23 protein-coding genes and 2 tRNA genes are annotated in these 25,732 nt (G+C 58.8%); 17 read left to right on the forward strand and 8 right to left on the reverse strand.

Translation table 11 applies throughout. The features are described from left to right. Nucleotides 1-2: 2 nt before the first annotated feature. From hflC to ACYVIT_RS07880, 9 genes are all read left to right on the forward strand, one after another. Entirely contained in the window at nucleotides 3-890 is an 888-nt protein-coding gene (hflC, locus tag ACYVIT_RS07840) for a protease modulator HflC (RefSeq protein WP_415806502.1), read from the forward strand. Nucleotides 891-2,008: 1,118 nt separating this feature from the next. Then, on the forward strand, nucleotides 2,009-3,712 hold the full coding sequence (gene ltrA, locus ACYVIT_RS07845; protein ID WP_415806503.1) for a group II intron reverse transcriptase/maturase: 1,704 nt from the start codon (nucleotides 2,009-2,011) through the stop codon (nucleotides 3,710-3,712). A gap of 240 nt (nucleotides 3,713-3,952) precedes the next feature. Next, nucleotides 3,953-5,110 carry an ATP phosphoribosyltransferase regulatory subunit gene (locus ACYVIT_RS07850; protein ID WP_415806504.1) on the forward strand — a complete coding sequence of 386 codons (1,158 nt, stop codon included), beginning with the start codon at nucleotides 3,953-3,955 and terminating at the stop codon, nucleotides 5,108-5,110. Between the two features lie 78 nt (nucleotides 5,111-5,188). Further along, nucleotides 5,189-6,484 carry an adenylosuccinate synthase gene (locus tag ACYVIT_RS07855; protein WP_415806505.1) on the forward strand — a complete coding sequence of 432 codons (1,296 nt, stop codon included), beginning with the start codon at nucleotides 5,189-5,191 and terminating at the stop codon, nucleotides 6,482-6,484. Between the two features lie 143 nt (nucleotides 6,485-6,627). Continuing rightward, a complete protein-coding gene (locus ACYVIT_RS07860; protein ID WP_415806506.1) occupies nucleotides 6,628-7,173 on the forward strand; it encodes a phosphoribosyltransferase in 546 nt (181 codons plus the stop codon). A 320-nt stretch (nucleotides 7,174-7,493) separates the two neighbouring features. Further along, the gene (gene rpsU, locus ACYVIT_RS07865; protein WP_012417992.1) at nucleotides 7,494-7,706 is read left to right on the forward strand and encodes a 30S ribosomal protein S21; all 213 of its coding nucleotides are present in this window, start codon (nucleotides 7,494-7,496) and stop codon (nucleotides 7,704-7,706) included. Between the two features lie 19 nt (nucleotides 7,707-7,725). Then, on the forward strand, nucleotides 7,726-9,810 hold the full coding sequence (gene dnaG / locus ACYVIT_RS07870; RefSeq protein ID WP_415806507.1) for a DNA primase: 2,085 nt from the start codon (nucleotides 7,726-7,728) through the stop codon (nucleotides 9,808-9,810). A gap of 482 nt (nucleotides 9,811-10,292) precedes the next feature. Beyond that, nucleotides 10,293-12,551 carry an RNA polymerase sigma factor RpoD gene (gene rpoD / locus ACYVIT_RS07875; RefSeq protein WP_415806508.1) on the forward strand — a complete coding sequence of 753 codons (2,259 nt, stop codon included), beginning with the start codon at nucleotides 10,293-10,295 and terminating at the stop codon, nucleotides 12,549-12,551. 15 nt (nucleotides 12,552-12,566) lie between these two features. Then, nucleotides 12,567-12,645, forward strand: a tRNA-Ile gene (locus ACYVIT_RS07880). 185 nt (nucleotides 12,646-12,830) lie between these two features. Here ACYVIT_RS07880 and ACYVIT_RS07885 read toward each other — a convergent pair. The 4 genes from ACYVIT_RS07885 to ACYVIT_RS07900 form a co-directional block, all read right to left on the reverse strand. Continuing rightward, a complete protein-coding gene (locus ACYVIT_RS07885; protein WP_415806509.1) occupies nucleotides 12,831-13,550 on the reverse strand; it encodes an SDR family NAD(P)-dependent oxidoreductase in 720 nt (239 codons plus the stop codon). 107 nt (nucleotides 13,551-13,657) lie between these two features. Further along, nucleotides 13,658-14,416 carry an SDR family NAD(P)-dependent oxidoreductase gene (locus ACYVIT_RS07890; RefSeq protein WP_415806510.1) on the reverse strand — a complete coding sequence of 253 codons (759 nt, stop codon included), beginning with the start codon at nucleotides 14,414-14,416 and terminating at the stop codon, nucleotides 13,658-13,660. Then, nucleotides 14,394-14,921 (reverse strand): 2,4'-dihydroxyacetophenone dioxygenase family protein, encoded by a 528-nt coding sequence (locus ACYVIT_RS07895; protein ID WP_094820548.1) that lies wholly within the window; start codon nucleotides 14,919-14,921, stop codon nucleotides 14,394-14,396. Before ACYVIT_RS07895 ends, ACYVIT_RS07890 begins: the two co-directional genes overlap by 23 nt. Before the next feature lie 126 nt (nucleotides 14,922-15,047). Then, nucleotides 15,048-16,253: an MFS transporter gene (locus ACYVIT_RS07900; RefSeq protein ID WP_415806511.1), complete on the reverse strand. Its 1,206-nt coding sequence runs from the start codon at nucleotides 16,251-16,253 to the stop codon at nucleotides 15,048-15,050. Between the two features lie 193 nt (nucleotides 16,254-16,446). Between ACYVIT_RS07900 and ACYVIT_RS07905 the strand changes: the two genes are divergently transcribed. Beyond that, the gene (locus ACYVIT_RS07905) at nucleotides 16,447-17,040 is read left to right on the forward strand and encodes a BPSL1445 family SYLF domain-containing lipoprotein (RefSeq protein ID WP_415806512.1); all 594 of its coding nucleotides are present in this window, start codon (nucleotides 16,447-16,449) and stop codon (nucleotides 17,038-17,040) included. Between the two features lie 277 nt (nucleotides 17,041-17,317). Next, nucleotides 17,318-18,598 carry a glycosyltransferase family 2 protein gene (locus tag ACYVIT_RS07910; RefSeq protein ID WP_415806513.1) on the forward strand — a complete coding sequence of 427 codons (1,281 nt, stop codon included), beginning with the start codon at nucleotides 17,318-17,320 and terminating at the stop codon, nucleotides 18,596-18,598. Between the two features lie 48 nt (nucleotides 18,599-18,646). On the opposite strand, the gene ACYVIT_RS07915 is transcribed toward ACYVIT_RS07910, so the two are convergent. Next, a complete protein-coding gene (locus tag ACYVIT_RS07915) occupies nucleotides 18,647-18,967 on the reverse strand; it encodes a hypothetical protein (protein WP_415806514.1) in 321 nt (106 codons plus the stop codon). 122 nt (nucleotides 18,968-19,089) lie between these two features. Here ACYVIT_RS07915 and ACYVIT_RS07920 point away from each other — a divergent pair, with 122 nt between their 5' ends. Then, nucleotides 19,090-19,335, forward strand: coding sequence for a hypothetical protein (locus ACYVIT_RS07920; RefSeq protein WP_094837680.1), 246 nt, complete (start codon nucleotides 19,090-19,092; stop codon nucleotides 19,333-19,335). A gap of 169 nt (nucleotides 19,336-19,504) precedes the next feature. On the opposite strand, the gene ACYVIT_RS07925 is transcribed toward ACYVIT_RS07920, so the two are convergent. Continuing rightward, entirely contained in the window at nucleotides 19,505-20,965 is a 1,461-nt protein-coding gene (locus ACYVIT_RS07925; protein ID WP_415806516.1) for an aminotransferase-like domain-containing protein, read from the reverse strand. A 329-nt stretch (nucleotides 20,966-21,294) separates the two neighbouring features. Continuing rightward, nucleotides 21,295-21,483 (reverse strand): hypothetical protein, encoded by a 189-nt coding sequence (locus ACYVIT_RS07930; protein WP_460478176.1) that lies wholly within the window; start codon nucleotides 21,481-21,483, stop codon nucleotides 21,295-21,297. A 187-nt stretch (nucleotides 21,484-21,670) separates the two neighbouring features. Between ACYVIT_RS07930 and ACYVIT_RS07935 the strand changes: the two genes are divergently transcribed. From ACYVIT_RS07935 to ACYVIT_RS07945, 3 genes are all read left to right on the forward strand, one after another. Continuing rightward, nucleotides 21,671-21,747, forward strand: a tRNA-Met gene (locus tag ACYVIT_RS07935). Nucleotides 21,748-21,940: 193 nt separating this feature from the next. Then, entirely contained in the window at nucleotides 21,941-23,950 is a 2,010-nt protein-coding gene (locus ACYVIT_RS07940; protein WP_415806518.1) for a DUF4139 domain-containing protein, read from the forward strand. A gap of 110 nt (nucleotides 23,951-24,060) precedes the next feature. Further along, nucleotides 24,061-24,402: a hypothetical protein gene (locus ACYVIT_RS07945; protein ID WP_415806519.1), complete on the forward strand. Its 342-nt coding sequence runs from the start codon at nucleotides 24,061-24,063 to the stop codon at nucleotides 24,400-24,402. A gap of 89 nt (nucleotides 24,403-24,491) precedes the next feature. Here the strand turns inward: ACYVIT_RS07945 and ACYVIT_RS07950 are convergent, their stop codons facing one another. After that, nucleotides 24,492-24,851, reverse strand: a complete 360-nt coding sequence (locus tag ACYVIT_RS07950) for a hypothetical protein (RefSeq protein WP_415806520.1) — start codon at nucleotides 24,849-24,851, stop codon at nucleotides 24,492-24,494. A gap of 176 nt (nucleotides 24,852-25,027) precedes the next feature. On the opposite strand from ACYVIT_RS07950, the gene ACYVIT_RS07955 reads away from it, so the two are divergent. Further along, nucleotides 25,028-25,156 (forward strand): entericidin A/B family lipoprotein, encoded by a 129-nt coding sequence (locus ACYVIT_RS07955; protein WP_415806521.1) that lies wholly within the window; start codon nucleotides 25,028-25,030, stop codon nucleotides 25,154-25,156. 103 nt (nucleotides 25,157-25,259) lie between these two features. Continuing rightward, nucleotides 25,260-25,700, forward strand: coding sequence for a BPTD_2524 family lipoprotein (locus ACYVIT_RS07960; protein WP_415806522.1), 441 nt, complete (start codon nucleotides 25,260-25,262; stop codon nucleotides 25,698-25,700). The last annotated feature ends 32 nt before the right edge of the window (nucleotides 25,701-25,732 follow it).

A 25,732-nucleotide genomic window follows, 5' to 3' on the forward strand; every position in this document is an offset into this window, starting at 1 on the left:
TCATGCAACGTTTAATGCCTATCCTGGTCGGCCTCGTGCTGGTGCTGGCCGCCTTGTCCTCTTGCGTGTTTGTCGTGCGCGAGCGCGATTACGCTTTGGTGTTCTCGCTCGGTGAAGTACGTACCGTCATCAGCGAGCCGGGCCTTTATTTCAAGGCGCCTCCGCCATTCCAGAACGTCGTGACGCTGGACAAGCGTATCTTGACGATCGAGTCCGACGATGCCGAGCGTATCCAGACCTCTGAAAAGAAAAACCTGCTCATCGACTCGTACGTGAAATGGCGCATCGCCGATCCGCGTCTTTACTACGTGACGTTCGGCGGCAACGAGCGTGCCGCGCAGGAACGCCTGCAGGCTCAGATTCGCGATGCACTGAACGCCTCGGTCAACGTCCGTACCGTCAAAGAAGTCGTGTCGGCCGAGCGTGACAAAATCATGAGCGAGATCCTCACGACGGTGGCTAAGCGCGCCGAGCCACTGGGTGTGCAAGTCGTCGATGTGCGGCTGCGCCGTATCGAGTTCGCGCCGGAAATCTCCGAGTCCGTCTATCGCCGGATGGAGGCGGAACGGACCCGCGTCGCCAACGAGTTGCGTTCCATCGGTGCTGCCGAGAGCGAAAAAATCCGCGCCGAAGCCGATCGTCAGCGCGAAGTCATCCTGGCTGAGGCCTATGCCAAATCCCAGACGGTCATGGGTGAGGGCGATGCCGAGGCCAGCGGCCTGTACGCTGCCGCTTTTGGCAAAGACCCCGACTTCTATACTTTCTACAAGAGCCTGGAAGCCTATCGTCAGTCGTTCTCGAAATCGAGCGACGTGCTGGTGGTGGATCCCAGTTCGGAATACTTCCAGTTCATGAAGAGCTCCACGGGCCAGGCCGCACCGGCCAACTGACCCGGCTGCTTTTCCGAAAACACGCGGTAACCGTAACAGGCCAAAAGGGAAACGCGCAGGCTGCCATCAGGCGCCTGCACAAACCCTCAAACCATGTACAATACCGCGTAAGGTGCGACACGAATCGCTCGTGTCCCAGGTTGATGCCCTGGTAAATCAGCATCGCCCATGGAGGTCGTCGGGCCTCTTTAAACAAATCGGCGCCTTTTGCAGCCCTTGTGGCTGCCCTAGAGAGACGCAGCGCAAGCTGCTGAGTAGTAAAGAAACAGGGCTCGGCTCCAAAGCAGTATCGGCCTTGGGTGAAAGGCACACGGAAACCTCGGTTTCCCATGCTTTTTCACTATGGAGTTTTCTCTTCATAACGAGCGAAATGCTCTCGATTGCCTTGTCACACACACTCACGTGGTGTTGCTGTGACCCGTCATACGACTGACGGTAGCCTACAGTGGCGGGCAGGATCGGTAACGACCCTGTCCGAAGCCCACTTGACAATGTACTCCTGTGTATTCCAACAGTATCCACTGCCGTGAGGCTTGGGATGGATTCTGCCAGCAGCCAGGGCGGATGAGAGGCTAGGCTAGTCCCGCATGGGCAACGTAATGTGAACCATCGTCTGAACCCCCGTGATTATTGAACGGCCAAAGCTGCTTTTGGGCCGTAGCCAAAAGGCATCGTAGCTGGTTGGCCGCGTCTTACGTGCGGTCACGTCGTCATCCAAAGCTACCGGGGGAGAGATGGGTCCTAAACGGGCAGGCGCAACGCTGGTATTGGGTTGCGCCGGTAATCGAGGGAACGTGGTAAACCCCACTCGCCGCCCCAATCGCTCAGGCGACGAAGGCAGGAAAGCCGCAAGGCAATCTGTTGGCGAAGGGGGTAGAGGATCGTGGAGAAAGCGAAGGCCCGCCTGTAATGGGCGGGATAGGGGTTCGAACTTTGCCCCGGCCGAAAGGCAGCAGACTTCCACGTGGTGCAACCGTCGCTGACGGACTGTATCAGTCCAGGTAGCGAGCCATGGTTTTTTTTTTCATGTCTCGTGTTTTTCTACAGGCCCGAAGGGACTCACCATCCCTTCGGGGAGCCGTGCGTCCTCTTAGGGTCTTACTACCCCGAGGTTCAGCATGGAAGAAACTGTTAATCCCAGTTCTGCGTCCTCGCGCGTCCCGGATAGCTGGCCGACCATAGACTGGCGGCGAGTCGTGCGGAATGTGAGGGCTATGCAGATACGTATAGCGAAGGCTACGCAGGCGGGCGATTGGCGTAGGGTGAAAGCCCTGCAAAGATCGCTGGTCCGCTCGTTTTCCGCCAAAGCATCGGCGGTCAGGCGAGTGACAGAGAACCAAGGCAAACGGACGGCAGGTGTCGACCGTGTGCTGTGGGACTCGCCCGAGAGCAAGTGGGAGGCAATCGGAAGGTTGCGGCAACCGGGATATCGGCCTCTGCCTTTACGGAGGGTCTATATCCCCAAATCCAATAGCAAGGAGCGCCCTCTGGGCATTCCTACCATGCGGGACCGCGCCATGCAGGCTTTGCATCTGCTGGCACTGGAACCGGTATCGGAATCGACGAGCGATCCGAACTCGTATGGGTTCAGAAAAGGGCGTTCGACGGCCGATGCGATGGCTCAGATATTCGTCACACTGTCAGGAAGGGCTTCGGCCCAATGGATACTGGAAGCGGATATCAAAGGTTGTTTCGACTGGATCAACCATGAGTGGCTGCTCGCCAACGTCCCTATGGACCGGCGAGTGTTGCGCAAGTGGTTGAAGGCCGGCGTGATTCACAAAGGCCAGTTGCAGCCTACTACTGCTGGTACGCCACAGGGAGGGATTATTTCCCCTACCTTGGCGAATGTGACGCTCAATAAGCTGGAAGCGGACTTGGCAGAGTACCTGGGTACGAAGCTGGGTTGGACTAAGGCCAAACGGTTGAAAGTCCATGTGGTCCGATATGCGGATGACTTCATCGTTACCGGTGCGTCGAAAGACGTGCTGGGTACTGAAGTCAGGCCTTGGATAGAACGCTTTCTTGCGGTTCGAGGATTGCAACTGTCCACGGAGAAAACGCGCATCATCCACATCGATGAAGGCTTTGATTTTCTTGGGTGGAATTTCAGGAAGTACTCTGGAAAGCTGCTCATCAAGCCGAGCCAGAAGAACGTCAAGGCGTTCTATGGCAAGGTCAGGGAAATCATCGGAGAAAACCTGTCGGCTAGGCAGGTCGATCTGATCGCGTTGCTTAATCCAGTATTGCGGGGTTGGTCGCAGTATCACAGCCCCGTTGTGTCGAAGGCGACGTTCAACAAACTAGATGCGCTGATTCGTTGGCGGCTAGTGCGTTGGGCAAAGCGGCGGCATCCCAAGAAGACCATTTCCTGGTCGCTCAAGCAGTATTGGCGAACAGTAGGAGATCGGAGGGGGATGTTCGCAGCACCCGCAGTAGGCAAGGATGGTCAAAGGCAGATGCGCATGCTGTATCGGCTGGTTGATACGGCAATCGTGCGGCATAAGAAAATCAAAGGGGCGTACAACCCTTTTGATCCGAGTTGGGAAGCCTATGGCGAGGCCCTGCAATCGGAACGCCTGTTGCAAAACATGGCGTACCGCAAGCAGTGGGCGACGCTTTGGGTGGATCAGCAAGGACGCTGCGCTTTGTGCGGATGCCCGATGGATATGGAAACAGGGTGGCACGACCATCACCTGGTGTACAAGGTGCATGGCGGGTCGGATGCTCTGTCCAACCGTGTTCTGTTACATCCCGTATGCCACACCCGAGTTCACACGCTTGGGCTATCTGTGGTGAAGCCGGTCCGGAAACGGGCCTAGATGATCCAAATGAGCAAACAGGGTATACTTACCTGTAAGCTACAGGGTCGCGCGTTGCGCTTGAGCCGTGTGCTGGGAAACTAGCACGCACGGTTCTTAGGGGGGGATGGGCCAGCAATGGCCTGTTCCTACCCGACCTAGAAACAATCCTCAGGCGGCTGAGTGGGCTTACGCCCTCTCAGCCGCTTTTGTTTTGCGCGTCGTTCACGCATTTCTTCAAGAGTCTTCAGGTAAATACTCATGGGTAACTGGTTGCTGCCCGAAAGCCTTGCCGACGTACTTCCGGCCGAGGCTCGGCGCATCGAGGAACTACGCCGCGAACTGCTCGATCTTTACCGTAGCTACGGTTTCGAGTTGGTTGCGCCGCCCCTGGTCGAATACATCGATTCATTGCTCTCCGGTACCGGCAGCGATCTGGATCTGCGCACCTGCAAACTGGTCGATCAGCTGTCTGGCCGCACCCTGGGGGTGCGAGCCGACATGACGCCTCAAGTCACCCGCATCGACGCGCATTTGCTGAATCGCGCGGCGGTGACTCGGCTCTGTTATTGCGGTAGTGTCCTGCATGCCCGGGCGGCGGACTTGCTGTCCAGCCGCGAGCTGCTGCAGATTGGCGCCGAAATTTACGGTCATGCCGGTTTTGAGGCCGATCTCGAAATCATTTCGCTCGTCCTGGATACCGTCGCGACGGCAGGTGTTCGTCAGCCGCGTCTGGACCTTTGCCATCCCGGCGTAGTCCGAGCTTTGCTGGAGGCCGATCCGGCAGCCGCAGAGCGCGCTCAGGACATCATCTTGCTGCTGCGCGAAAAAGACATCCCCGGTCTGGCGGATCTGGCTCAGCAGGAGAGCGGCATTCGGGCCGACACCGTCGTTGCCCTGCAGCGGCTGGCGGGTTTGTACGGCGGTCCAGAGATTATCGAACAGGCTCGGCGCGATCTGCCTCTGTTGCCTGGCGTGGCGACGGCTCTCGATGCCTTGCAAAACATTATTGATGCCATCCCTGATGTGGCTTTAGGGGTGGATTTGGCTGATATTGGCGGCTACGGCTATCACTCAGGGGTCACCTTTGCCTTGTACGCAGAGGGGTGGCACGATGCGCTGGTGAGTGGTGGGCGTTACGACGATGTGAGCCGTGCCTTTGGCCGGGCGCGCCCGGCGACAGGCTTTAGCCTGGACTTGCGCAAACTGGCGCGTGGCTTGCCCCCCGCCGATCGTGCGCGTGCTGTGCTCGCGCCTTGGGGGCAGGATTCCGCGCTGGTGGCTGCAGTGCGACAACTACGCCGGTCCGGCGAGATTGTCGTGCAAGTATTACCCGGCCATGAGCAAAGCCAGGACGAATTCATCTGTGACCGTGAGCTGACGTTGCAAGACGGCGCTTGGGTGGTTCGAACGCTGTAAAACTGACTCCCTCTTGTCTGCAAGAGGGCCGCAGGGGGATTTCCGGATTTCCCGAGAAACTCGATATCGATTCGTACAATGAGCAAGAACGTAGTGGTTATTGGCACCCAATGGGGTGACGAAGGCAAAGGCAAAATCGTCGATTGGCTGGCGGAATCCGTCGCAGGCGTGGTGCGCTTCCAAGGCGGTCACAACGCCGGCCATACGCTGTGGATCAATGGCAAGAAAACCATTTTGCGCCTGATCCCTTCGGGCATCATGCATCCTGGTGTGACCTGCTTCATCGGCAACGGTGTCGTGCTGTCGCCCGAGGCGCTGCTGAAGGAAATCGAAGAGCTCGAAGCTGCCGGTCTGGATGTGCGTTCGCGCTTGCAGATCTCCGAAATCTGCCCGCTGATCCTGCCGTACCACATCGCTGTGGACCAGGCGCGCGAAGCCCGCAAAGGCGAGGGCAAGATCGGCACCACTGGCCGTGGTATCGGCCCGGCATACGAGGACAAAATCGCCCGCCGCGCGCTGCGTGTGCAGGATCTCTTCAATCCCTCGTTGTTCGACGAAAAACTCGCCGAACTGCTGGATTACCACAACTTCGTGTTGACCAAATACCTCGGTGCCGAGGCCGTGTCGGCCGAGCAGGTGCGTGATCAAGCCATGGCTTTGGCGCCGGCTATCGCGCCCATGGTGAAAGACGTTTCCAGCAATCTGTACGCCTTGCAGCAAGCCGGCGAGCGTCTGTTGTTCGAGGGCGCACAAGGCGCGCTTCTCGATGTGGATCACGGCACCTATCCGTTCGTCACCAGCAGCAACTGCCTGGCAGGTGCGGCTTCGGCCGGCGCCGGCGTAGGCCCGCAGTCGCTCGACTACGTGCTGGGGATCACCAAGGCCTATACCACCCGCGTGGGTTCTGGCCCGTTCCCGACCGAGCTGGTCGACGAAGTCGGCACGCGTCTGGCCACCATCGGCAAGGAATTCGGTTCGGTGACTGGCCGTCCCCGCCGTTGCGGCTGGTTTGACGGTGCGGCGCTCAAGCGCTCGGTGCGTTTGAATGGCATCAGCGGCCTGTGCATCACCAAGCTCGACGTGCTCGATGGTCTGGAAAAAATCCAATTGGGCGTCGGCTATCGCGTCAACGGCGAATTCCGCGACGTGCTGCCCTATGGCGCCCATGCCGTGGCCCAGGCCGAAGCCGTCCTCGAGGAGTTGCCCGGCTGGACCGAGTCCACCGTCGGCATCACCGAATTCGACAAGCTGCCGGCTGCCGCGCGCCGCTATCTGGAACGCGTCTCCGAAGTCTGCGGTGTGCCGATCGACCTCGTATCTACCGGTCCGGACCGTAACGAAACCATCGTGCTGCGTCACCCGCTCAAGGGCTGAGACGTACGCAATGAGGCACGGCACGCCATTGAGGCATGCCGTGCGAATCCGATTTCAGGTCAAGCGCCAGTCGGGTTATGATTCCAAGCCGCCGTCGGCTATCGTCGATCGCGGCTTTTTTGCATTTCTAGGAGACCTTTTCCATGAGCACACCTGTCGACGATGATAGCCACGTGTGGGTGACTTGGGAGAAATACAACCGCCTGATCGAACGCCTGACGCTGCAGGTGTATCAGTCAGGGTGGGAGTTCGACCTGATTCTATGCCTGGCGCGCGGCGGCGTGAGGGTGGGCGACGTGATGTCGCGTATTTTCGATGTACCGCTGGGCATCCTGGCAACCAGCAGCTACCGCGAGGCTGCCGGCACCAAGCAAGGCGAGTTGGATATCGCCAAGTTCATCACCATCACGCGTGGCGCTCCCGCGGGGCGGGTGTTGCTGGTGGACGATATGGTGGATACGGGTCTGACGTTCAACCGGGTGCGCGAGCATTTGCAGGAGCAATTCCCGGCGATCACCGAATTGCGCAGCGCGGTGTTATGGTGGAAGGGGCATTCCAAGGCGATTCCCGACTATTACGTGGACAAGCTGCCCACCAACCCCTGGATACACCAGCCCTTCGAGGACTATGACAGTCTGCGTCCGCATCAGCTCGAAGCCTGGATTCGCAAGGGATCGACATCCACTTGAGGCTGGCGGGCAGGGCGGTTTTCCCGAGGGATCGCCCCGTCGCTATGGATGAGTGTTGTATTGGTCCGGTGCGAGTAGTATCAAAATACTCAAACCGTGTTAGAATCTCGGGTTATCGCTAAACCCCATAGGGGGGTGCCAGGGTGCACGGGCGTGGTTTATTGCAGTTTTTTGCTTGGCGGCTCGCTGTTATCGGGGCCCCGGGCTCAAAAAACGAGCCTGAATAGGGCAGAAACCTATCAACAAACCATGCCAGGCTTGCAGTCAGCGCGCCCTGTGTTTTCAACTTTTTTGTTACCCCAAGCAGGCCTACTACTTTTATGCCTATTGTCCGACTGAAGGAAAACGAACCGTTCGAAGCCGCCCTGCGCCGCTTCAAGCGCACCATCGAAAAGACCGGTTTGCTCACCGAGCTGCGTTCGCGCGAGTTCTACGAGAAGCCCACGGCTGAGCGCAAGCGCAAGCATGCCGCCGCGGTCAAGCGCCACTACAAGCGGATTCGTAGCCAGCAACTGCCCCCCCGCATGTATTGATTTTTGATTCCCGAATTTATTGATTCCAGAATCATTTATTCAAGACTTACTCGCCCGGGTCGATGTCGCAGACGTCGTCGGGCGATATGTGCAGTTGCGAAAGGGTGGGGCCAATTTACTTGGCCTGTGTCCTTTTCATAACGAGAAAAGCCCGTCGTTTACCGTCAGCCCGACCAAACAGTTCTACCATTGTTTCGGTTGCGGCGCGCACGGTACTGCCATCACCTTCCTGATGGAACACACGGGCGCGAGTTTCCCCGAGGCCGTGCGCACGCTCGCCGGCTCGGTGGGAATGACAGTCCCCGAAGAAGACCGCAGTCCTCGCCAGCAGGCTGAATCGGCGCGCCGCAAGGCCGAAACCTCACGTCATACCAAGGTCCTTGATGCTGCCCAGGCGCATTATCTGCAGCAGTTGCGCGCGTCGCCTGCCGCCATCCAGTACCTGAAACAACGCGGTTTGACCGGCGAGATCGCAGCGCATTTCGGGCTGGGCTGGTCGGGTACCGACCGCCACGGTTTGTCCAAGGTCTTCGAGCATTACGATGATCCGACGCTGGTCGAAGCCGGGCTTGTCATCGAGTCCGAGGATGGCCGTCGCTACGATCGCTTTCGCGAACGGGTGATGTTCCCGATTCGTAACGCACGCGGCAGTCTGATCGGCTTTGGCGGGCGCATCATCGGCAAGGGCGAGCCCAAATACCTGAATTCGCCCGAAACCCCGCTGTTTTCCAAGGGCCAGGAGCTCTATGGGCTCTGGGAGGCGCGCCAGGCCATCCGCAAAGAAGGGCAGGTAATCGTCGTCGAAGGCTACATGGACGTGGTGGGGCTGGCCCAGCAGGGTATCGCCCACGCTGTCGCCACACTCGGTACGGCGACCACGCCAGATCATGTCAAGAAGCTCCTGCGGGCCAGCGACAAGGTCGTCTTCAGCTTCGACGGCGATGGCGCCGGTCGACGGGCTGCCTGGCGAGCTTTGCAGGCGTGTCTGCCTGTCTTGCGGGACGACATATCGATTCGTTTTCTGTTCCTGCCCGCCGAGCACGATCCGGATTCCTACGTTCGCGAGCTGGGGGCGGAGGCGTTCCGGGCATGCCTGGGCGAGGCGACGGCGTTGTCGCGCTTTTTGCTCGAGGAACTCGCCTCTCGGCACAACCTGAACGAAGCAGAAGGCCGCGCCAGCTGCCTGCACGAGGCCAAACCCCTGTTGGCGGCCATTCCGGAATGTGCTCTGCGCCTGCAAATCGAGCGTGAGATGGCGCGCCAGGTGCAATTGACGCCAGAAGAAATGGCCCAAATCCTCGCCCAGGCGCCCGCACGTCCGTTTGCGCCGCCAGGCGCAGGCAAGCCTGCTGCAAACAAGCCGGCCGGATCGGCCTCTGCCGCGTCGCCGCCCGCAGCGGGTGCTTCAACTACCCCATCCTCGTCCGCCGGAGCCGAGGGTTACGACCCGTTTGATGTGCCCCCGCCGGATTTCGACTACGAGCCAGTCGGCTTTGGTTACGATGATCTGCCGCCGCCCGACATGGCCTTTGATGCGCCAGCCCCAGATACGGGCTGGCGGGACCAGGGCAGCTCAAAGGGAAACTGGCAGGGCAAGAAAGGTAACTGGCAAGGCGGCAAAAAAGGCGACTGGAAAGGCAAGCGCGACAATGACATTGGCGGGTACGAGGGGCGGCGTACCATGCCGTCCATGGCCAAACGGCTGCTGGCGCTGTTGCTGGCTCACCCGGAATTAGTCGATACCATGGGAGACCAGCAGCTTGAAGTCCTGGACAAGGGACCCCATCTAGGATTGGTCAGAGACTTGATCATGCTGGCCCAAAGAAGCGGTGCGCGCCACGTGGGCGCGTTGCTGCAGGCTGCCGATCCGGATTCCGACCTGGCCACGGTGTTGAAAAGCATGCGTGCGGATCTGCTTGCCCAGGAAGACCTGCCCGAGCCTCAAACCGAATGGGATGACGCGCTACGGCGTATCGAATTCGACGCGGCGCGTGCAGAAATGGCCAAATTGGCCGAGACGGGTTTGAGCAGCGCAGACGCCCTGCAGCGTTACCAGGAACTGTCCGCGCGGATAGTGGTCTTAAAACATAGTGGTATCCGTTAATTACGGTACAATTAAAGGTTTTCCAGCGGTATATCGTGATCAACTGCGACGCTCTATAGGGCGGGCGTGTCGGTTACGTTTATTTTGCCGCCGGAGTTGTTACAATTAAAGGTGGCGAGTACGCAAGTCCGGCCAGGGTTTGGCCAGCGGTGTTGAACAGATGGGGCTGTGTCTATTGCAGCAGCGCGGGGTGAGAGATCCCCTCAGACTGCCAGCCTGTCGCAGGCAAGACAGCCCATCACAATGCCCGGAAACCCCAGCCGGAACGAGTTTGCGATACGAGGTGCTCCTGGGCTGAGGCCAGAGGGGGGCATCTGTGGGGTCCGATGAGCGGCCCGCGTTACAGACAATGTAGCGCACGCGATTTCAGCGCGCTTGCCTGTTTTACCCGCATCGACCGGATCGCGGCGCTTTGGCGCGCGCGGCCGGCCCTTGTGGTGCAATAGCCCCAATCACGGGTTGCGACGACCACGGAAGCGACTATGACCAGAACATCAGGCAAAACCTCCCCTGCAAATGATGCGACCGACACGCCGGTCAAAACGGCCAAGCGTGCCGTCAGCATGGCAGCGGAAAAAGCGCCTGCCAAAGCGGCAGTGAAGGTCTCTAAAACAGCAACGAAAACCGCTGCCAAGAAGGCAGCAAAACCCGCAACCGGAGAGAAAGCGGTCAAGGCAACGCGCACGAAAAAAGCCGAAGACAAGCTGGCTGATCTGATGGGCGGCGGTGCCCGGCCATCGAGCGGCCGTCGTCCTGGGCGTCCCGCGAAAAACGCGAACAACGACAACGACAGCTTCGACGATCCGATGGACGGCGAAGGCGAGGTCCTGCCTGATCTCAAGCCGCCCAAGCGCGGCGGCAAGCGTGGCAAGGCCGATCCCAAGGATCTGATCGCCCGCGGTCCCGTTTCGCCCGAGGAATACGAAGCCCGCCGCAATCGCCTCAAACAGCTGATCAAGCTGGGCAAGGATCGCGGCTATCTGACCTATGGCGAAATCAACGATCATCTGCCCGATGACCTGGTTGACGCCGAAGCCATCGACGGCATCATCAGCACGTTCAGCGACATGGGGATCGCGGTCTACGACCAGGCCCCCGACGCCGAAACGCTGCTCATGAGCGAAAACGCCCCGGTTGCGTCCAACGACGACGACGTCGAAGACGAAGCCGAAGCCGCGTTGACCACGGTGGACTCCGACTTTGGCCGTACGACGGATCCTGTGCGTATGTACATGCGCGAAATGGGTTCGGTCGAGCTGTTGACGCGCGAAGGCGAAATCGAAATCGCCAAGCGTATCGAAGACGGTCTGAAGCACATGGTGATGGCGATCTCGGCCTGCCCGACCACCATCAACGAAATCCTCAACCACGTCGCGCGTGTGCGTGACGGGCAAGCCCAGATCGACGAAGTCGTCGACGGCCTGGTCGACCCGGAAGACGGCGAAGAATACGCCGGCGCAGGTGTGACGGCTGAGGAAGACGAGAGCGATGACGGTCCCGCCGGCGGTATGTCGAGCAAGCAGCTCGAAGACCTGCGCGTCAAGGCCTTGGCCAAGTTCGACGAGATCGCCAAGCAGTTCGCCACGATGCGTCAGTCGTACGAACAGGACGGCTACAAGTCCGACGTGTACGTCAACTCCCAAGAAGCCATCCTGAACGAGATGATGGGCATCCGCTTTACCGCCAAAATGGTGGAAAAGCTGGCCGACACGCTGCGTGCGCAAGTCGAGGAGGTTCGCCAACTCGAACGCGCCGTGCTGCACACCTGCGTGGATCGCGCAGGCATGCCGCGCAGCCATTTCATCAAAGTATTCCCGGGTCAAGAAACCAACCTGGAATGGGTGTTGGCCGAGGTCGCCGCGGGCCATCCGTATTCCGAGACGCTCGAGCGCCAGGTCCCCGCGGTCCAGGAACTGCAGCAAAAGCTGATCGACCTGCAAACGCGCGTCGTGCTGCCGCTCAAGGACCTCAAGGACGTCAACAAGCGCATGGCCACCGGCGAAGCCAAGGCTCGCAAGGCCAAGCGCGAAATGACCGAGGCCAACTTGCGTCTGGTGATCTCGATCGCCAAGAAATACACCAACCGTGGCTTGCAGTTCCTGGATCTGATCCAGGAGGGCAACATCGGTTTGATGAAGGCCGTGGACAAGTTCGAATACCGTCGTGGCTACAAGTTCTCCACGTACGCAACGTGGTGGATCCGTCAGGCCATTACGCGTTCGATCGCCGACCAGGCACGTACCATCCGTATTCCGGTTCACATGATCGAAACGATCAACAAGATGAACCGTATCAGCCGTCAGATCCTGCAGGAAACGGGTGGCGAGCCCGATCCCGCGACGCTGGCGCAAAAGATGGACATGCCTGAGGACAAGATCCGCAAGATCCTCAAGATCGCCAAAGAACCGATCTCCATGGAAACGCCGATCGGTGACGATGATGATTCGCACCTGGGTGATTTCATCGAAGACACGGCTACGTTGGCGCCGTCCGATGCGGCATTGCATGGTTCGATGCGCGATGTCGTCAAAGAAGTGTTAGACTCTCTGACCCCGCGTGAAGCCAAAGTTTTGCGTATGCGTTTCGGTATCGAAATGAGCACCGACCAGACTTTGGAAGAAGTGGGCAAGCAATTCGATGTTACGCGTGAGCGCATTAGACAAATAGAGGCTAAAGCGCTGCGCAAGCTGCGCCACCCCAGTCGGGCCGACAAGCTCAAGAGCTTCCTCGAAGGGCAATAAGCAGTCAGTTTTAAGGGCCCTCTAGCTCATGCTTGGTTAGAGCAGCGGACTCATAATCCGTTGGTGCTCGGTTCGACTCCGAGGGGGGCTACCAAGTAAATATGCGGGTTTCCGGCTGGTTCGGAAACCCGCATTTTTTATGATTAGCTGGTACGGCTAGGTGCCAGCTATCTAACTATTACCTCCCCGGATCGCATCCTTGATCTCTGCCAGCGCATTCCGGATCTTCATCGAATTCCTGGCGCAATCACGCGCTGATTTCCTGCGCGCCAACTGAGCTCAGACGACCAAATATCCCCCATCAACCGGCATCACCACACCCGTCATAAATGACGCCGCGGGCGAGCACAAGAACGCCACGCCATGGGCCACATCCTGCGGCGTGCCCCAACGACCCAGCGGCGTACGAGACAGAATGGGCTGCGCACGCTGAGGGTCATCCTGTAGCGCCTGCGTCAGCGCCGTGGCAATCCATCCGGGTGCAATCGCGTTGACACGAATTCCATCCTTGGCATAGGCAATAGCCAAGGATTTCGTCAGCTGCGCCACGCCACCTTTGCTCGCTGCATAGCCGGGCACCAGACCGCCGCCAAAAAAACTCAGCATTGACGCTGTATTGACGATGCAGCCGTTGCTGGCTTTGAGCAACTCGCGCGCGCCGGCGCACATGCGCATGGTTCCGCTTAGATTGACGGCTACGACTTGATCAAACACATCGGGATCGAGTTCCTCGCCGCGTTTGATGATCCCTGCACAGTTCACGAGCATATCCAATGCATCGATCTGCGCGAATACGGCATTGACTTGATCCGGCTTGGTCACGTCGGCTTCGATGACCCGTACATTGTCATCCAGAGATCCGTCACCCCGGCCCAAGCCAACCGCAAACACCTTTGCGCCGAGCCGTGCCAGCACATTGGCCACGCCCGCGCCGATACCTTGCGTGGCGCCGGTCACCAACGCCGTTTTCCCTGCATACAAATCCTTGGCGAATGTCATATCGCACTCCTTTCTTTTGCTTTGTTGTAGAGCCGGTGGGTCGTCAAAATCCTGTTTCCTGACGCGCTCGTGCACGCGACGAACCACGCGTCATGGGATCACAGCGATCAATACGTGGCTCGGCCTCCAGACAGATCGAACACTGCACCGGTGCTGAACGTGCAGGACGGTGAGCACAGCCAGGACACCAGTTCAGCCGCTTCCTGGGCTTCGCCTAATCGTGCCATCGGGCTCTTGTTGATCATGTTTTGCACATGCTCGGGTGTCATCTGCTCCAATAGGGCAGTACGGATGGCGGCCGGGGCAATCGCATTGACCAGCACACCGGTCTGGGCGAGCTCTTTGCCCAGTGACTTGGTCAAGGCCAGTACACCGGCTTTGGACGCGCTGTAGGCTGATGCGTTCGGGGTGCCTTCCTTACCTGCCAGCGACGCGATATTGACGATGCGGCCATAGCCGCTCGTACGCATGGCAGCCGCGACGGATTGGCATACGTGAAACACGCCCACCAGATTCACATCGACGATGCGTTGCCACACAGTTGGGTCATAATCGATGAGCGGTACGGTGGGGCCCGAAAAACCGGCGCTGTTGACCAGGATGTCTACACGGCCAAACTGCGTTTGAACCTTTGTCAATGCCGCTGCAATGGTATCCGGCCGCGTTACGTCGACTTCGCAAAAGCGCGCGGCGGCATCTGTGCCAGGTTTCAGATCCCAGTTCACCACAGTGGCGCCAGCACGCTGCAATTGCGTGGCAATCTCGGCGCCAATCCCGTTGCTGGCACCGGTAACGATGGCGATCTGGCCGGTGAAGTCGTACTGCGCCCTGGATCGGTCGTGATCAGCGGATGAACTGCTTGACATAGTCCGCCCCTAATCCCACGGCCTCGAAATGTCGTTTACACATGTCGATCTTGGTGAAGACGTCTTCGTAGCCGTTGCCTTTGCCCCAGGGGTCGGTGTAGTACATCACGCCATTGACCTGGAAATAGGTAATCATTTCTTCGCAGTCTTCGGGCACATAGAGGGTGTGGGTTTCGCCTGGCGGCTCGAACACATACGAGCCTTCTTGGGCCCACCAGTCGTGCTCCAGATATTTCCATTTGCCTTTGAGTACGAAGCCATGTACGGCCTGCGGGTGGCGGTGCCGGCTCAACACGCCGGACTTGCGAACCTTCAGCAGATTCATCCAGTAGCCCTGGCTGGCGTTCAGACAGAGCGGACGGAACCAGACGTTCTCCGCCTGCGGAACCCATAGCCGCTCGTCTTTGGGGATGGCGCTCTCCACCACAATCTCGGGTAATGCCTCTACCGGGTTAGGGTATTGATAAGGCATCATCGGGTTGGCATCTTTGTTATCAACGGGCATCACACCGCTCCTTTGTCCATAATATAGACTATATGATTATAATATGGACATTATAAAGCGGCCGTTCTCAACCTGAAAGTGTCCTTTGTAGGTGTAAACCCTTTATTTTGAAGGGGAGTGAGCCGATCAGGCAGGCTGTACTAGCGCGACGCGCTTTCTGAGCCACAACGTCAACCCCAGGTTCAAGATGGCTAGCGCAGTCAATACAAACAGCGTACCCGTCGCGCCTATATGGGTGATCAGCGCGCCGCATACCAGCGGAGTGAACGCCTGGCACAGGAGCGAGGACCGGGCGAGTTTGCCCATCACGGAGGCAAGCATGGTTGGCGCAAGCAAGGCCAGCGGCAAGGTGCCGCGCACCAGTGCGCGCAGGCCGTTTCCTATGCCGTAGCACACCATGCCGAGTGCAGCCACTTGGGGGCTGATCAGAATCAATAGCAATCCCGCTGCGACAAAGCCCGCAGAGAGCAATCCCATCCAGATCGGATGCAGGCTTTTGATGCTGAATGTGATCACGCGCATGGCCACCATGCTCGGGCCGATCAGTGCACTGAGTGCGATGGCCGAGGCCAGGCTATGCCCGGCGCCTTGCAAGAGCGCAATGATCTGTACGGATACTGCCGTCATCAATATGGCGGCAATGGAAAACACGCTTGAGAGCAGCCAATAAGTACCGCGTGAGACGCTGCCCGATGGGACCGCAGCTTGAATGTTTTTCTTGTGAACGGGCGAGGCCGCATCAGTCGCTGTGTCCCGCGGGAGAGCTTTCAAGTAGAGCGGAGCCATCGTGACCGCCAGCACGCCCGCGTAAACCCAGCAGGTCATGCGCCACCCGAGCGGTTCGACCATCCAGGCCAGCACCGGCCAGACGACGGTCGTCGCAAAACCTGCGATGAGTGTGATCGCGTTAATGACGGCTCGAGCTCGTTGTCCATACATGATCCCCAGCGTTGTGAACAATGGGTCATATAAACCACCCGCCATGCCCACTCCGATGAGCGCCCAACCGATTACGAATACGGCAATATTGGGAGCGAGCCCGATCACACATAGCCCGGCCGCAACGATCCAACTCGATCCGATGAGCACCTTGCGGCCTTGCCGACGCGCAATATAGACATTGGCTCGCGGTGATAGCAGCGCCGATACCAGTACACCGATCGTCAGCGAACCATAGATCCAGGTCATGGACCATCCGGTATCGCGATGAATGGGCTCAGCCAGAACGGCCAGCAAAAAGAAAGAGCCGCCCCAAATCAATATCTGGGCGATACCAAGCAACATGCTGTCAAAGAACGGTAACGCTGCTTGTTGCGGCTTATTCGGGCGCACGCGCCGCTCCAGGGGGCTTCGGGATGAAGTATGGTATCAGGCATGTACGTAACAATTGATTACCCTAAGCCATGATTGCCCTGATTACGAATTGCCTTGTTGCGATTGGCAGGGATGTCTTGCAGGCTCACGCAAATTGGCTGGCAACAGGCGAGTAGAGTGAAAGGCTCATCAATAACAACTGGAGCGTCTCATGCTTAATACATTCCCGACGATGCGTCGCGCTGCGATGGCGGCGATGACGGTTGCAGTGGCTGGGCTCGTATTTTCCGGCTGCACCACGACCCCGGACAAAGCTTCGGCCAGTGCCGCTGAGCAGAGGCAGGAAATCAACAGCGGAACGGACGCTACGCTGACCAAGTTGTACGAGGCGTCGCCGCAGTCCAAGGCCCTGGTCGAGCGTGCCAAGGGTGTGCTGGTGTTTCCGTCTGTGTTGAGTGCCAGCTTTATCGTAGGCGCGCAGCATGGTAAGGGCGTACTGCGGGTGGGCGGCGTGGACTCCGGGTACTACAGCACCACAGCGGGCTCGATAGGGTTCCAGGCGGGTGCGCAGTCTAAGGCAGTCATTTTGCTGTTCATGACGGACGAGGCCTTGCAAAAATTCCGCAATAGTGATGGATGGACAGTAGGCGCGGATGCGACGGTGGCTGTTGCTCATGTGGGGGCGAACGGCAGCATTGATACCAATACCGCTCAGCAACCCATTGTTGGTTTTGTTCTCAACAATGGTGGGCTGATGGCAGGTGTTTCGCTGGAAGGCGCGAAAATTGCCAAATTAGACCTCTGATAGGGGGCGCCCCGGTGGGGCGCCCGTCTTCCCGTTTTGCAGATCGTTTTTTGTAGGAAATGGCCGCCAGCCTTGCCAGACTGGCGGCCATTTTTTGCGTTTAATGGGTGGTATTAACCAGTGATATTTAGACTTCTCCCGTGATAGTATTGTCCGAATACATCAAGGTGTGAGATTTTCTGGGCTGTCACGAAATCGTTCACTTTGGCTCGTGTATCGGCGCAGCCCCGGGGACAGGGCTGTAGACAAAGCAAGCTCACTTTGATGGTCGGTATCCGTGTTTCTGGTCTACGTTCTCTACGTCGCTGCGATTGGCATCAGTGTCATCTCTTTGCTGAGCGTGATCCTGCGTTTGATTTCGCTGCGGGAATACCGTCCGACCGGCTGCGTGCCAGTGTCAGTCATTCTGCCGCTGACGGGCGAGGCCCGATCGTTCGGAACGTTACTCGAGGCCCTCAATAAGCAGACGCTGCGTCCCGCCTGTTTGCTCGTCACCGTCGAGTCCGAGCAGGATCCCGCTTACGCCAGGGTTCAGGCCGAAGCTCACAACGCAAATTTTCCGATCAAGCTGGTCGTTGCGGGCCCAGCCACCCATCAGGCACAGAAATGCCGCAACCAACAAGCCGCACTGGATCAGCTGGACCCGGAGATCAAAGTCCTCGTCTTGATGGATGGCGATATCGTGCCCGACTCGGAGTGGTTGGGTGGCCTGGTCTGGCCGATCATTTCGGGGCAATACGACATCATTAGCGGCCACCGCTGGCAGCAAGTCGCCGAACACCGCCTCGGCGCGCATTTTGTCACGGCCGCTGACCGTGCGATCACCTTGTTACCGCGCATAGAGTTGGACTGCGCTTGCGTGACGTGGGGCGGCAGCATCGCCATGACGACGCAGATCGCGCAGCGACTGGATTTGCGGTCATTATTTGATCGTGTGCTTTCCGATGATTTGGCCCTGGCTCGCCGTGCTGCTGAACTGGAACTGCGCGTGGGTACGCATAAATCCTTGCTGGTGCCGTCGCCGAACCGGCAATCTTTTGTATCCGCGTGGCATTTCGCGCGCCGGCAGTATCAGATGTGCCGCATCTATCGGCCGGCATTGTGGCGGCTGGGGTTGTGTGTGGTCGGCCTGCGCTTGTCCGGGTGGGGGACGGCGATGTGGTTTACCGTGATGGAAGATACTGCCATGTGGGTGCTGGCATCGCTGGTGACCCTTGGCGGCCTCAAGCAATACGGGATCAGCGAAGTGTCCCGTCAGGTGGATATGCCCGACCCTTGGTCTGTGCGGCTGGTTCAAATCGTATTGGGCTGTCTGCAGCCGATTGTGGATGTCTTTCACCTGAGCGTGATTGCCGCGGCGCATTGGGCGGGCCGCGTGCGATGGGGGCATGTGACGTATCGCGTATTAGGCCCGGACAACATTCAGGTCGAGGCGCGAGAGCCGTTTGGGGGCAGGCGTCCGCTTGAGCGGGATTACGCGCCGAATCTCGGTGATTGGGAGTTGGCTGAGATTGCCGCCCAGGGCACAGAAAATCCGCCCGTAGGCGGAGCCTCTTGATGCTTGCTTGCAAGACGCAATCAGGGTGATTGCGCTACGTCGCTTTGTTTACGAGCCCGATTTTTGTTCTGACGGTGCGGGCACCGGTAACGCTTCGCACGTGAAGTCAATGGTCGCTTCTTTGGGCATCAATCCCGTAGCGTGATTGGATGTCACCTTGGGCTGCGTCATGCGCCGGTTCATCGACGCACAATGGGCCTCGGCCTGTTCACGGGCAATATGTTTGACTTCGACCCACGTCTGCCATTTTGCGCCTGCGTTATACGTCACCTGGTACGTATCGGGTCCGGTGGGCGTGGTTTTGCTCATGCTGGTGCAGGCAGCGAGCAGCGAAAACGTCAAAATATAAGTGAGCGGGCGAAGCAGCATGGGGATTCCACGAATAAGATCAGTGCTATTACAAAGCACAGAGATGCTCTGTGCAAGTGCGATAGCTATCATTGGCGGGCATGCTAGCATGCCCGCCAAGCGTCATTCTTCACGAGGTTTTCATGGATATTCAAGAACAAATCGCGGTTATCGTGCACACGATTTCGCATCAGGGCGGGCGCATCGATGCGTTGAACTCGGTCCTCTCATCGATGCTGCATCTGGCCAAATCGTCGCCCGGTCTGCGCGAGGCGATCGAGGCGCAGTTGGAACAGAACTATTCCAGCTTGTTGGCGCGTTCTGAAAATCCGCAATACGTGGCGGGTTTTGAAAGCGTGCGTGACAGCGTGCTGGCCGCCGTCAAGTAACCAGCTCCGACGGACATCGCTCGACTTACCCACAGCTTCTGTGGACAACCCTTGGGATAGCTTGGGCAAAGAAAGAAAATGTCCTTGTAGAGCAAGGGTTTACCCCTGGCGGTTAAAACCTGACATCAATGAGCAAGAATCGGGCCAGTGTCAGGTCTGACGGTCGAGGCTAGCCCGCCTCGGCCACGATATCGCCGAGCGTGCGCATGGCCTGGGCCATCTGCGGCGTATAAGGCGAGCCGCAGCTCAACCGCAGGAAATGGCTGTAGCGGTCAGAATTGGAAAACATGGTGCCAGGGGCGATGCGTATTCCATGCGCCAGGGCGCGTTCAAAGACCTTGGTGCTGGATCGTTGGCCAGGCATTTCCACCCATAGCAACATGCTGCCTTCGGGCATGCTCAGGCGAGTACCAGGCGGAAAATATCGGGCCACATCTTCGGCAATGTGCTCGCGTTGGCTCTTCAACTGGCGGCGTAGACGGATCAGATGGCGATCATAGGCTTTGGACGCCATGTATTCGGCTACGGCCACCTGGGCCAGGGGCTCATTTGATCGGCTTTGCGCAAACTTCAGCATGGCGACTCGGGCAGCCCAGCGGCCGCCCGTCATCCATCCCAAGCGCATGCCAGGCGCCAGGGTCTTGTGCATTGAGGCGCAATAAATCACATTGCCGGTGTGATCCCAGGATTTGATGGCTGGCCGCAATTGATTGTCATCGCAGAGCAAGCCATAGGTGTCGTCTTCGATGAGGGCAATCTGATGGCGTTCGCACAGCCTCACCAACCGAGCTTTTTCGGTATCCGGCATGACGCAACCCAGTGGATTTTGAAAATTGGGCACGACAACGACGGCGCGCAGGTGAGGGTGTGTTTGCAGCGCCAATTCCAGCGCATCTACCGACAGGCCGTGTTGCGGGCTGGTTGGAATCTCAAGCGCGCGCATGCCCAGGCTTTCCAGAATCTGTAGCAGGCCGAAGTACACCGGGGATTCGACGGCAACGGTATCCCCCGGACGGGCAACCGCCCGCAGCGCCAGGTTGACAGCCTCGATGCAGCCGTGGGTGACCACGATATCGTCCGGCCCCAGGTTCATGCCCAATTCCAGGGCGCGCCGCGCCAGGACGGTACGCAGTTCCGGATGGCCATGGGGCGGTACATGATCGACCAGCATGGAAGGGTGTTGGCGCACTGCGCGGATCATGGCCTGCTTGAGCGCTTCGGCCGGATACTGTTCGGGCGCGGCTGCGGCAAGGGCCAGATTGATGCTGGTCGTGTGCCGTTCGCACTGAGCGATAAATTCCGAGACACGATCATGGATCCCCACATAATTGGCGGGGCCGGGCAACACTCCGAGATCAGGTTCGGACGCTGGCAGCATGACTGTGCGATGCTTGGCGCGCACAAAATACCCCGAGCGCGGGCGGGCTTCGATCAGGCCATCGTCTTCGAGTTGCCGGCAGGCCTGCAGCGCCGTTGACAGGCTGACGCGATGCGTACGGACCAGGTTGCGCACCGATGGCATACGCTCGGCGGGCGCCAATACACCGTTATCAATAGCCCGGCGATAGTGATCGGCCAGCCGTTGGTATAGGGGCTGCTCGTGGGTAGGCTGAACTTGAGGGGAGGTCATAGGCACATCCATCTCAGCATCATGAGCCCGATCGGGCCAAACCGTAATACACAGTTTGCGGGAAAGACGACCATAACAGATCCCCAAAACGCTGTCTGTTACGGCACAGAAAACGAGCCTGTGTGTCTGTTGCGATGAAAGGGGCGCGCGTAATCTGACTGAACGGTTCAGGGCGGTTTTTCAGGGCGGTTTTTGCCGCCGGGCCGTCCCAAGGCAAAAACGCCCCCCTCGGGGGGCAGCAAGCCGAAGGCGCGGCGTGGGGGCTTTTTTTCCGCCGGGCCGCCCCAAGGCAAAAACGCCCCCTCGGGGGGCAGCAAACCCAGCCTGAGCTATTCCCACAGGAGCGCCATCATGACCAGCAGCAGCGACCCCGACACCAGTACATCTGGCTTGACGAAAGAAATCATCTTGCCCCCCGGCGCGACACAGATGGTGCACGGCATTCGTGGCACGGTGCTGATCTGCGTGACGGGCAGTGTCATCCAGCGCCAATCCATCCCTCGTGACGGCGACGCCATGCCGTACATCGCCCAGTCGCCGTTGCGGCAGGGGGAGTCTTACGTGTTCGAAGACACTCACGCGATCCTGCTCAGGTCGGAGGGGCTGACACATCTGTTATGTATCCGGCCACGCTCGGCTTGGCGTGTATGGGCCAGACAATTGATGCAGCGCATCGAATATTATGCTATGATTACAAACATCAGACGCGGGGTGGAGCAGTCTGGCAGCTCGTCGGGCTCATAACCCGAAGGTCGTAGGTTCAAATCCTGCCCCCGCAACCAAATTTAAAGCGCTCCCGTGCGAATTTCGCCGGGAGCGTTTTGTTTTTTCGACTCCGGACACGGTTCTTCCTTAGTCCAGGTCACGTCGATTTCAGCGTTGGCCTGCCACGCTCGTGGTGCACCGCTGCGAACACCATGGCGCGCGGCTATAGTACGACCTGAAAATCAGCGCATAGGGCGTGCAGGAGGAATCATGTTCCATCGTACCGTCGTAAGCTTGTGCATCGCGACATTGGTGCCGATGAGTGTTTGGGCGTCAGATAATAATGGCTCGATACGCGAAATCAGACTCTCGTCGGGCGGCCTGGCTGAGATTGTCAGGGCGGCGCCGGTGGGCCAGGATGGCACCATTCGTTTGGAGGTGCCGCTCGATCAGGTCGACGATATTTTGAAAAGCCTGGTGCTGAATAGCTCGACGGCTTCGGTATCGGGATTTTCGTTGACCGGGCCCAGGCCGCTCGAGGAAAGTTTCAAGGGCCTGCCGTTTCCGCCTCAGGCGCTGGCTTCGGTACCGTCGCTATTGACCGCATTACAGGGCGCAGCCGTTACGGTGACGAGTAATGGCAAGACAGTGCAGGGCAAGGCGTTGGGAGTCGAGCCGCGCAAAGGCGCCGATGGCGCTCAGTTCTTTCTCTTGTCTGCGCTGACGTCCGCGGGCACGGTCGCGACGCTGGCGTTGTCGCAAGACGCCTCTGTCAGTGTGGATGACGCTGCGCTGAGGGACAAGCTGGTCGAAGCCGCCGACGCGATTGCACGTGCCAAGAACGATCGATCGCGCGTGATCAATATCCATGTAGCCGGCACGTCGAATAACAATGTCGACGTCTCGTATGTGATTGCCTCTCCCATTTGGAAGACGGCATATAAGGTGGTGGCGCAGGATGATGGCAACGCCCGGTTGCAGGCCTGGACAGTATTGGAAAATGCCAGTGGCGAAGACTGGAAGCACGTCAAAATCGTGTTGAGCTCTGCCGATCCCGTGACGCTCAGGCAGCGCCTGCACCAGTTGTATTGGAAAAAACGCTACGATCTGCCAATCAGTACAGCCGCGACCAATGTGCCCAGAGCGGATACGGGAAATTTGGCGAATCGTGAGCAAGCAGCGCGTGCTGCCGAGCCGGCAGCGTCGGCCCGGATGAGAGCGATTCGCCCCGCGCCTGCCGCACCGATGCTGGAGGCAGCTGCCCCGGCACCCATTGCAATGGCGGATCAATACGGCGGAGCCGTGGCGTCCACGCAGGACAGCACCGCGGCGAGTGAAAGCGATATTTCCGCCACGTTCGCGTTGCCGGGCACGTACGATCTGGCTAATGGCGACACGTTGTCCGCGCCTATCGTTGATGCTGAGGTGCCGGCCACGATGGTGTCTGTGTATCAGGCGGGCGCGTCGTCACCCCATCCCGTGGCTGCGTTGATGCTCAAGAACACGACGGGTGTCAGCCTGCCTGGCGGCATCCTCACGATTTATGACGCGCAGTCCGGGTATGTCGGCGATGCGCAACTGGCAGGGTTACCCAACGAGGATACGCGTCTGGCCAGCTTTGCTACCGATCGGAAGGTGAGCATTACCGAGGATCAAAAGCCGGCCGATGAAGTCGTTGAGATCAAGATGGTGGACGGGTTACTGCGCTTGACGCAAAAGTCGCGGATCGTGACGCGGTACACCGTTTCTGGCGCGCTGGACGGCGAGCGTGTTGTCGTCATCGAGCATCCCATTCGGCCGGGGTGGACGTTTTCATCGCCTGCAAGCGACGGCAAAACCGCTACCCACCATCGGTTAAAGACCACTGTCGCGGCTGGCAAGGAACAGACATTGGAAGCCGTGGACGAACAGTTGCAGCGCAATGCTTATGCGGTGGTTGATACTGCACCCGACATGTTATTGGCGTGGTCGGCCTCCAGTCCCGACAAGGCCTTGGCGGCGAAGCTGGTCCAGCTGGCCGAGGCGCGCAGAAAGCAGATCGATGCACAGGCCGCTCTGCAAGCGTTGGACGACGCACGGGAGCGCTTGGTGAATGAGCAAGAGCGCATTCGGCAGAATCTCGGCGCGGTGCCGGGAAGCAGCGATTTGAGTACGCGCTATCTGAAGCAGCTGGAGAACAGCGAAAACGAAATCCGCGGATTGAATGACAAGCGGGCCGCACTAGAGGACGACGTTCACAGTCTCGAAGGCAAAGTGCTCCAGATTCTCAGAACGTTCTGAGGCTGAAGCCATGTTTGTCTTGGGGTAAATCCCACTGTAGCAGCCGCGCCGGGCATGGGATACCATGCCCAGGCGGATCATCAGCTTTCTCTTCTCAGGAGACGTGTCACATGGGTACAGCCAAGTATGATCATCCAGGCTATATCGCGGATATAGGCGCACAGGGACAGTACTATGTGGGCGTATGGTGCCCACATGGTTATCCAGCGCATGTGCATATAGGTGACGCTGCCTCGGCCGCGGATTCGGTGGATGCCAGCTTGCGGCTGCGTATTCCCGATGGGGCATTCCAGTCGCTATCTGACGATTTTGAAACGCTATGCCGGCGTGCTATCGGCCAGGCGCTGAATACGGGTCTGCTAAAGACCGGGTTAGGGGGCTTTCAAGAGACACGCCTGGCGCTGGAAACGGAACCGTGGTCTGGGCCGATGCAGGCCGCGGCCAAACAATAGGCACTCGATGATGGGCAGGGCTCGCCGCATGTGGGCAGCCCTGTTGCCTTATTGAATCAGTGCGCGGCGCCTGCCGCAGCAGTGACTAACTATTGGGCCTGTTTACCCGGCTGGCCCAGCATGGCCACCAAAGCCTGTTTCAGATGCGGCGAAAAGATCGGCACTGTGTGCGATACGCCATCCCGGTCGGTGCCTTCTTTCAAGGTGACCGATTGCCCTTCGAAAATTTCCGGCGCTTTGCGCATCTCGACGTAGCGGGCGAGCAGGGCATCGACCTGGTCCTGTGCGACGCTCAAAGGGGACGCGCCGGCCAGCCGCCGGGCGGTATGGGCCTGCAATACACGATGCAGATCATCGATGAATAATGCCAACGCAGCTGAGCCCTGGGCGGGCTGTTGCCAACCCCAGCCTTGGTCCGAATTGCCGGGCGTAGAAGAAGAATGTCGCATACCGTCATCCTACCTTATGAAAGCTTTGGCGTGTATGACACAGTGTGCGCCGTTGGCGCGCTGATTTGTTTGGCGATTTGTTAAAAAAACGTGCATGATTACCGGGCCGGGGATCTGAAGTCCGGCGCCAGGGTCAGTGGGTCTGGCCTCGATGATAAGTCGTCATAGGAGAACTCATGAAGAATCGCATTTTGCTCGTCGTCTTGCTTGCTGTGTCAGCCATCTCGGCGGGGTGCAATACGGTTGCAGGAGCAGGCAAGGACATCGAGAAGGGTGGTGAAAGCATTCAACGCGCCGCTGATTGAGGTGGGCCGCCGCCGCTCACATGTTTCGTGGGCGGCACGCCGCGTGACGTGCGGCCAGTGTGATGCATAATGCCACCATTAGTACTATCTAGTGGGAATGACTATGCGCACTTTGGGTCTGGCAGGGTTGACCATGGCCGTTGTCTTGAGCGGCTGCGCCAGTAAAGGTTTATTGTCCGGCGATCCTCCGGGAGCGACAGAAACTTTTTCGGTACAGGCAGATGTCCAGGCGGCGCATCGACGCGCGGGCGAGTATGTACGTGTGTGCCATGAAGAGCGCGCCCATCCTTATGGCGTTGTGTACCAATCGCATCAGAGCCTGGGGGAAAAGGGCGCCCCCAACGAGATTCAGATTTTCAAGCAAACCGAGCCTGCCAAAATCCTGGAAATCATTCGAGCCCAATCCCAATCAGACAGCCCGAATGCGTCGAACGTCACTGTCATGGTCCTGGGAGAGGGGCAGTGGGATCAAGCCGAGATCCAGGCAGCCAGGGCTTCGATCCAGAGCGCAACCCCGGTATGCCGGCCGTTGGACAACAAATAACGCTCCTCGAAGCACGCTAGAAAATCGCTTGC

It is taken from the genome of Bordetella muralis (genome assembly GCF_054781015.1).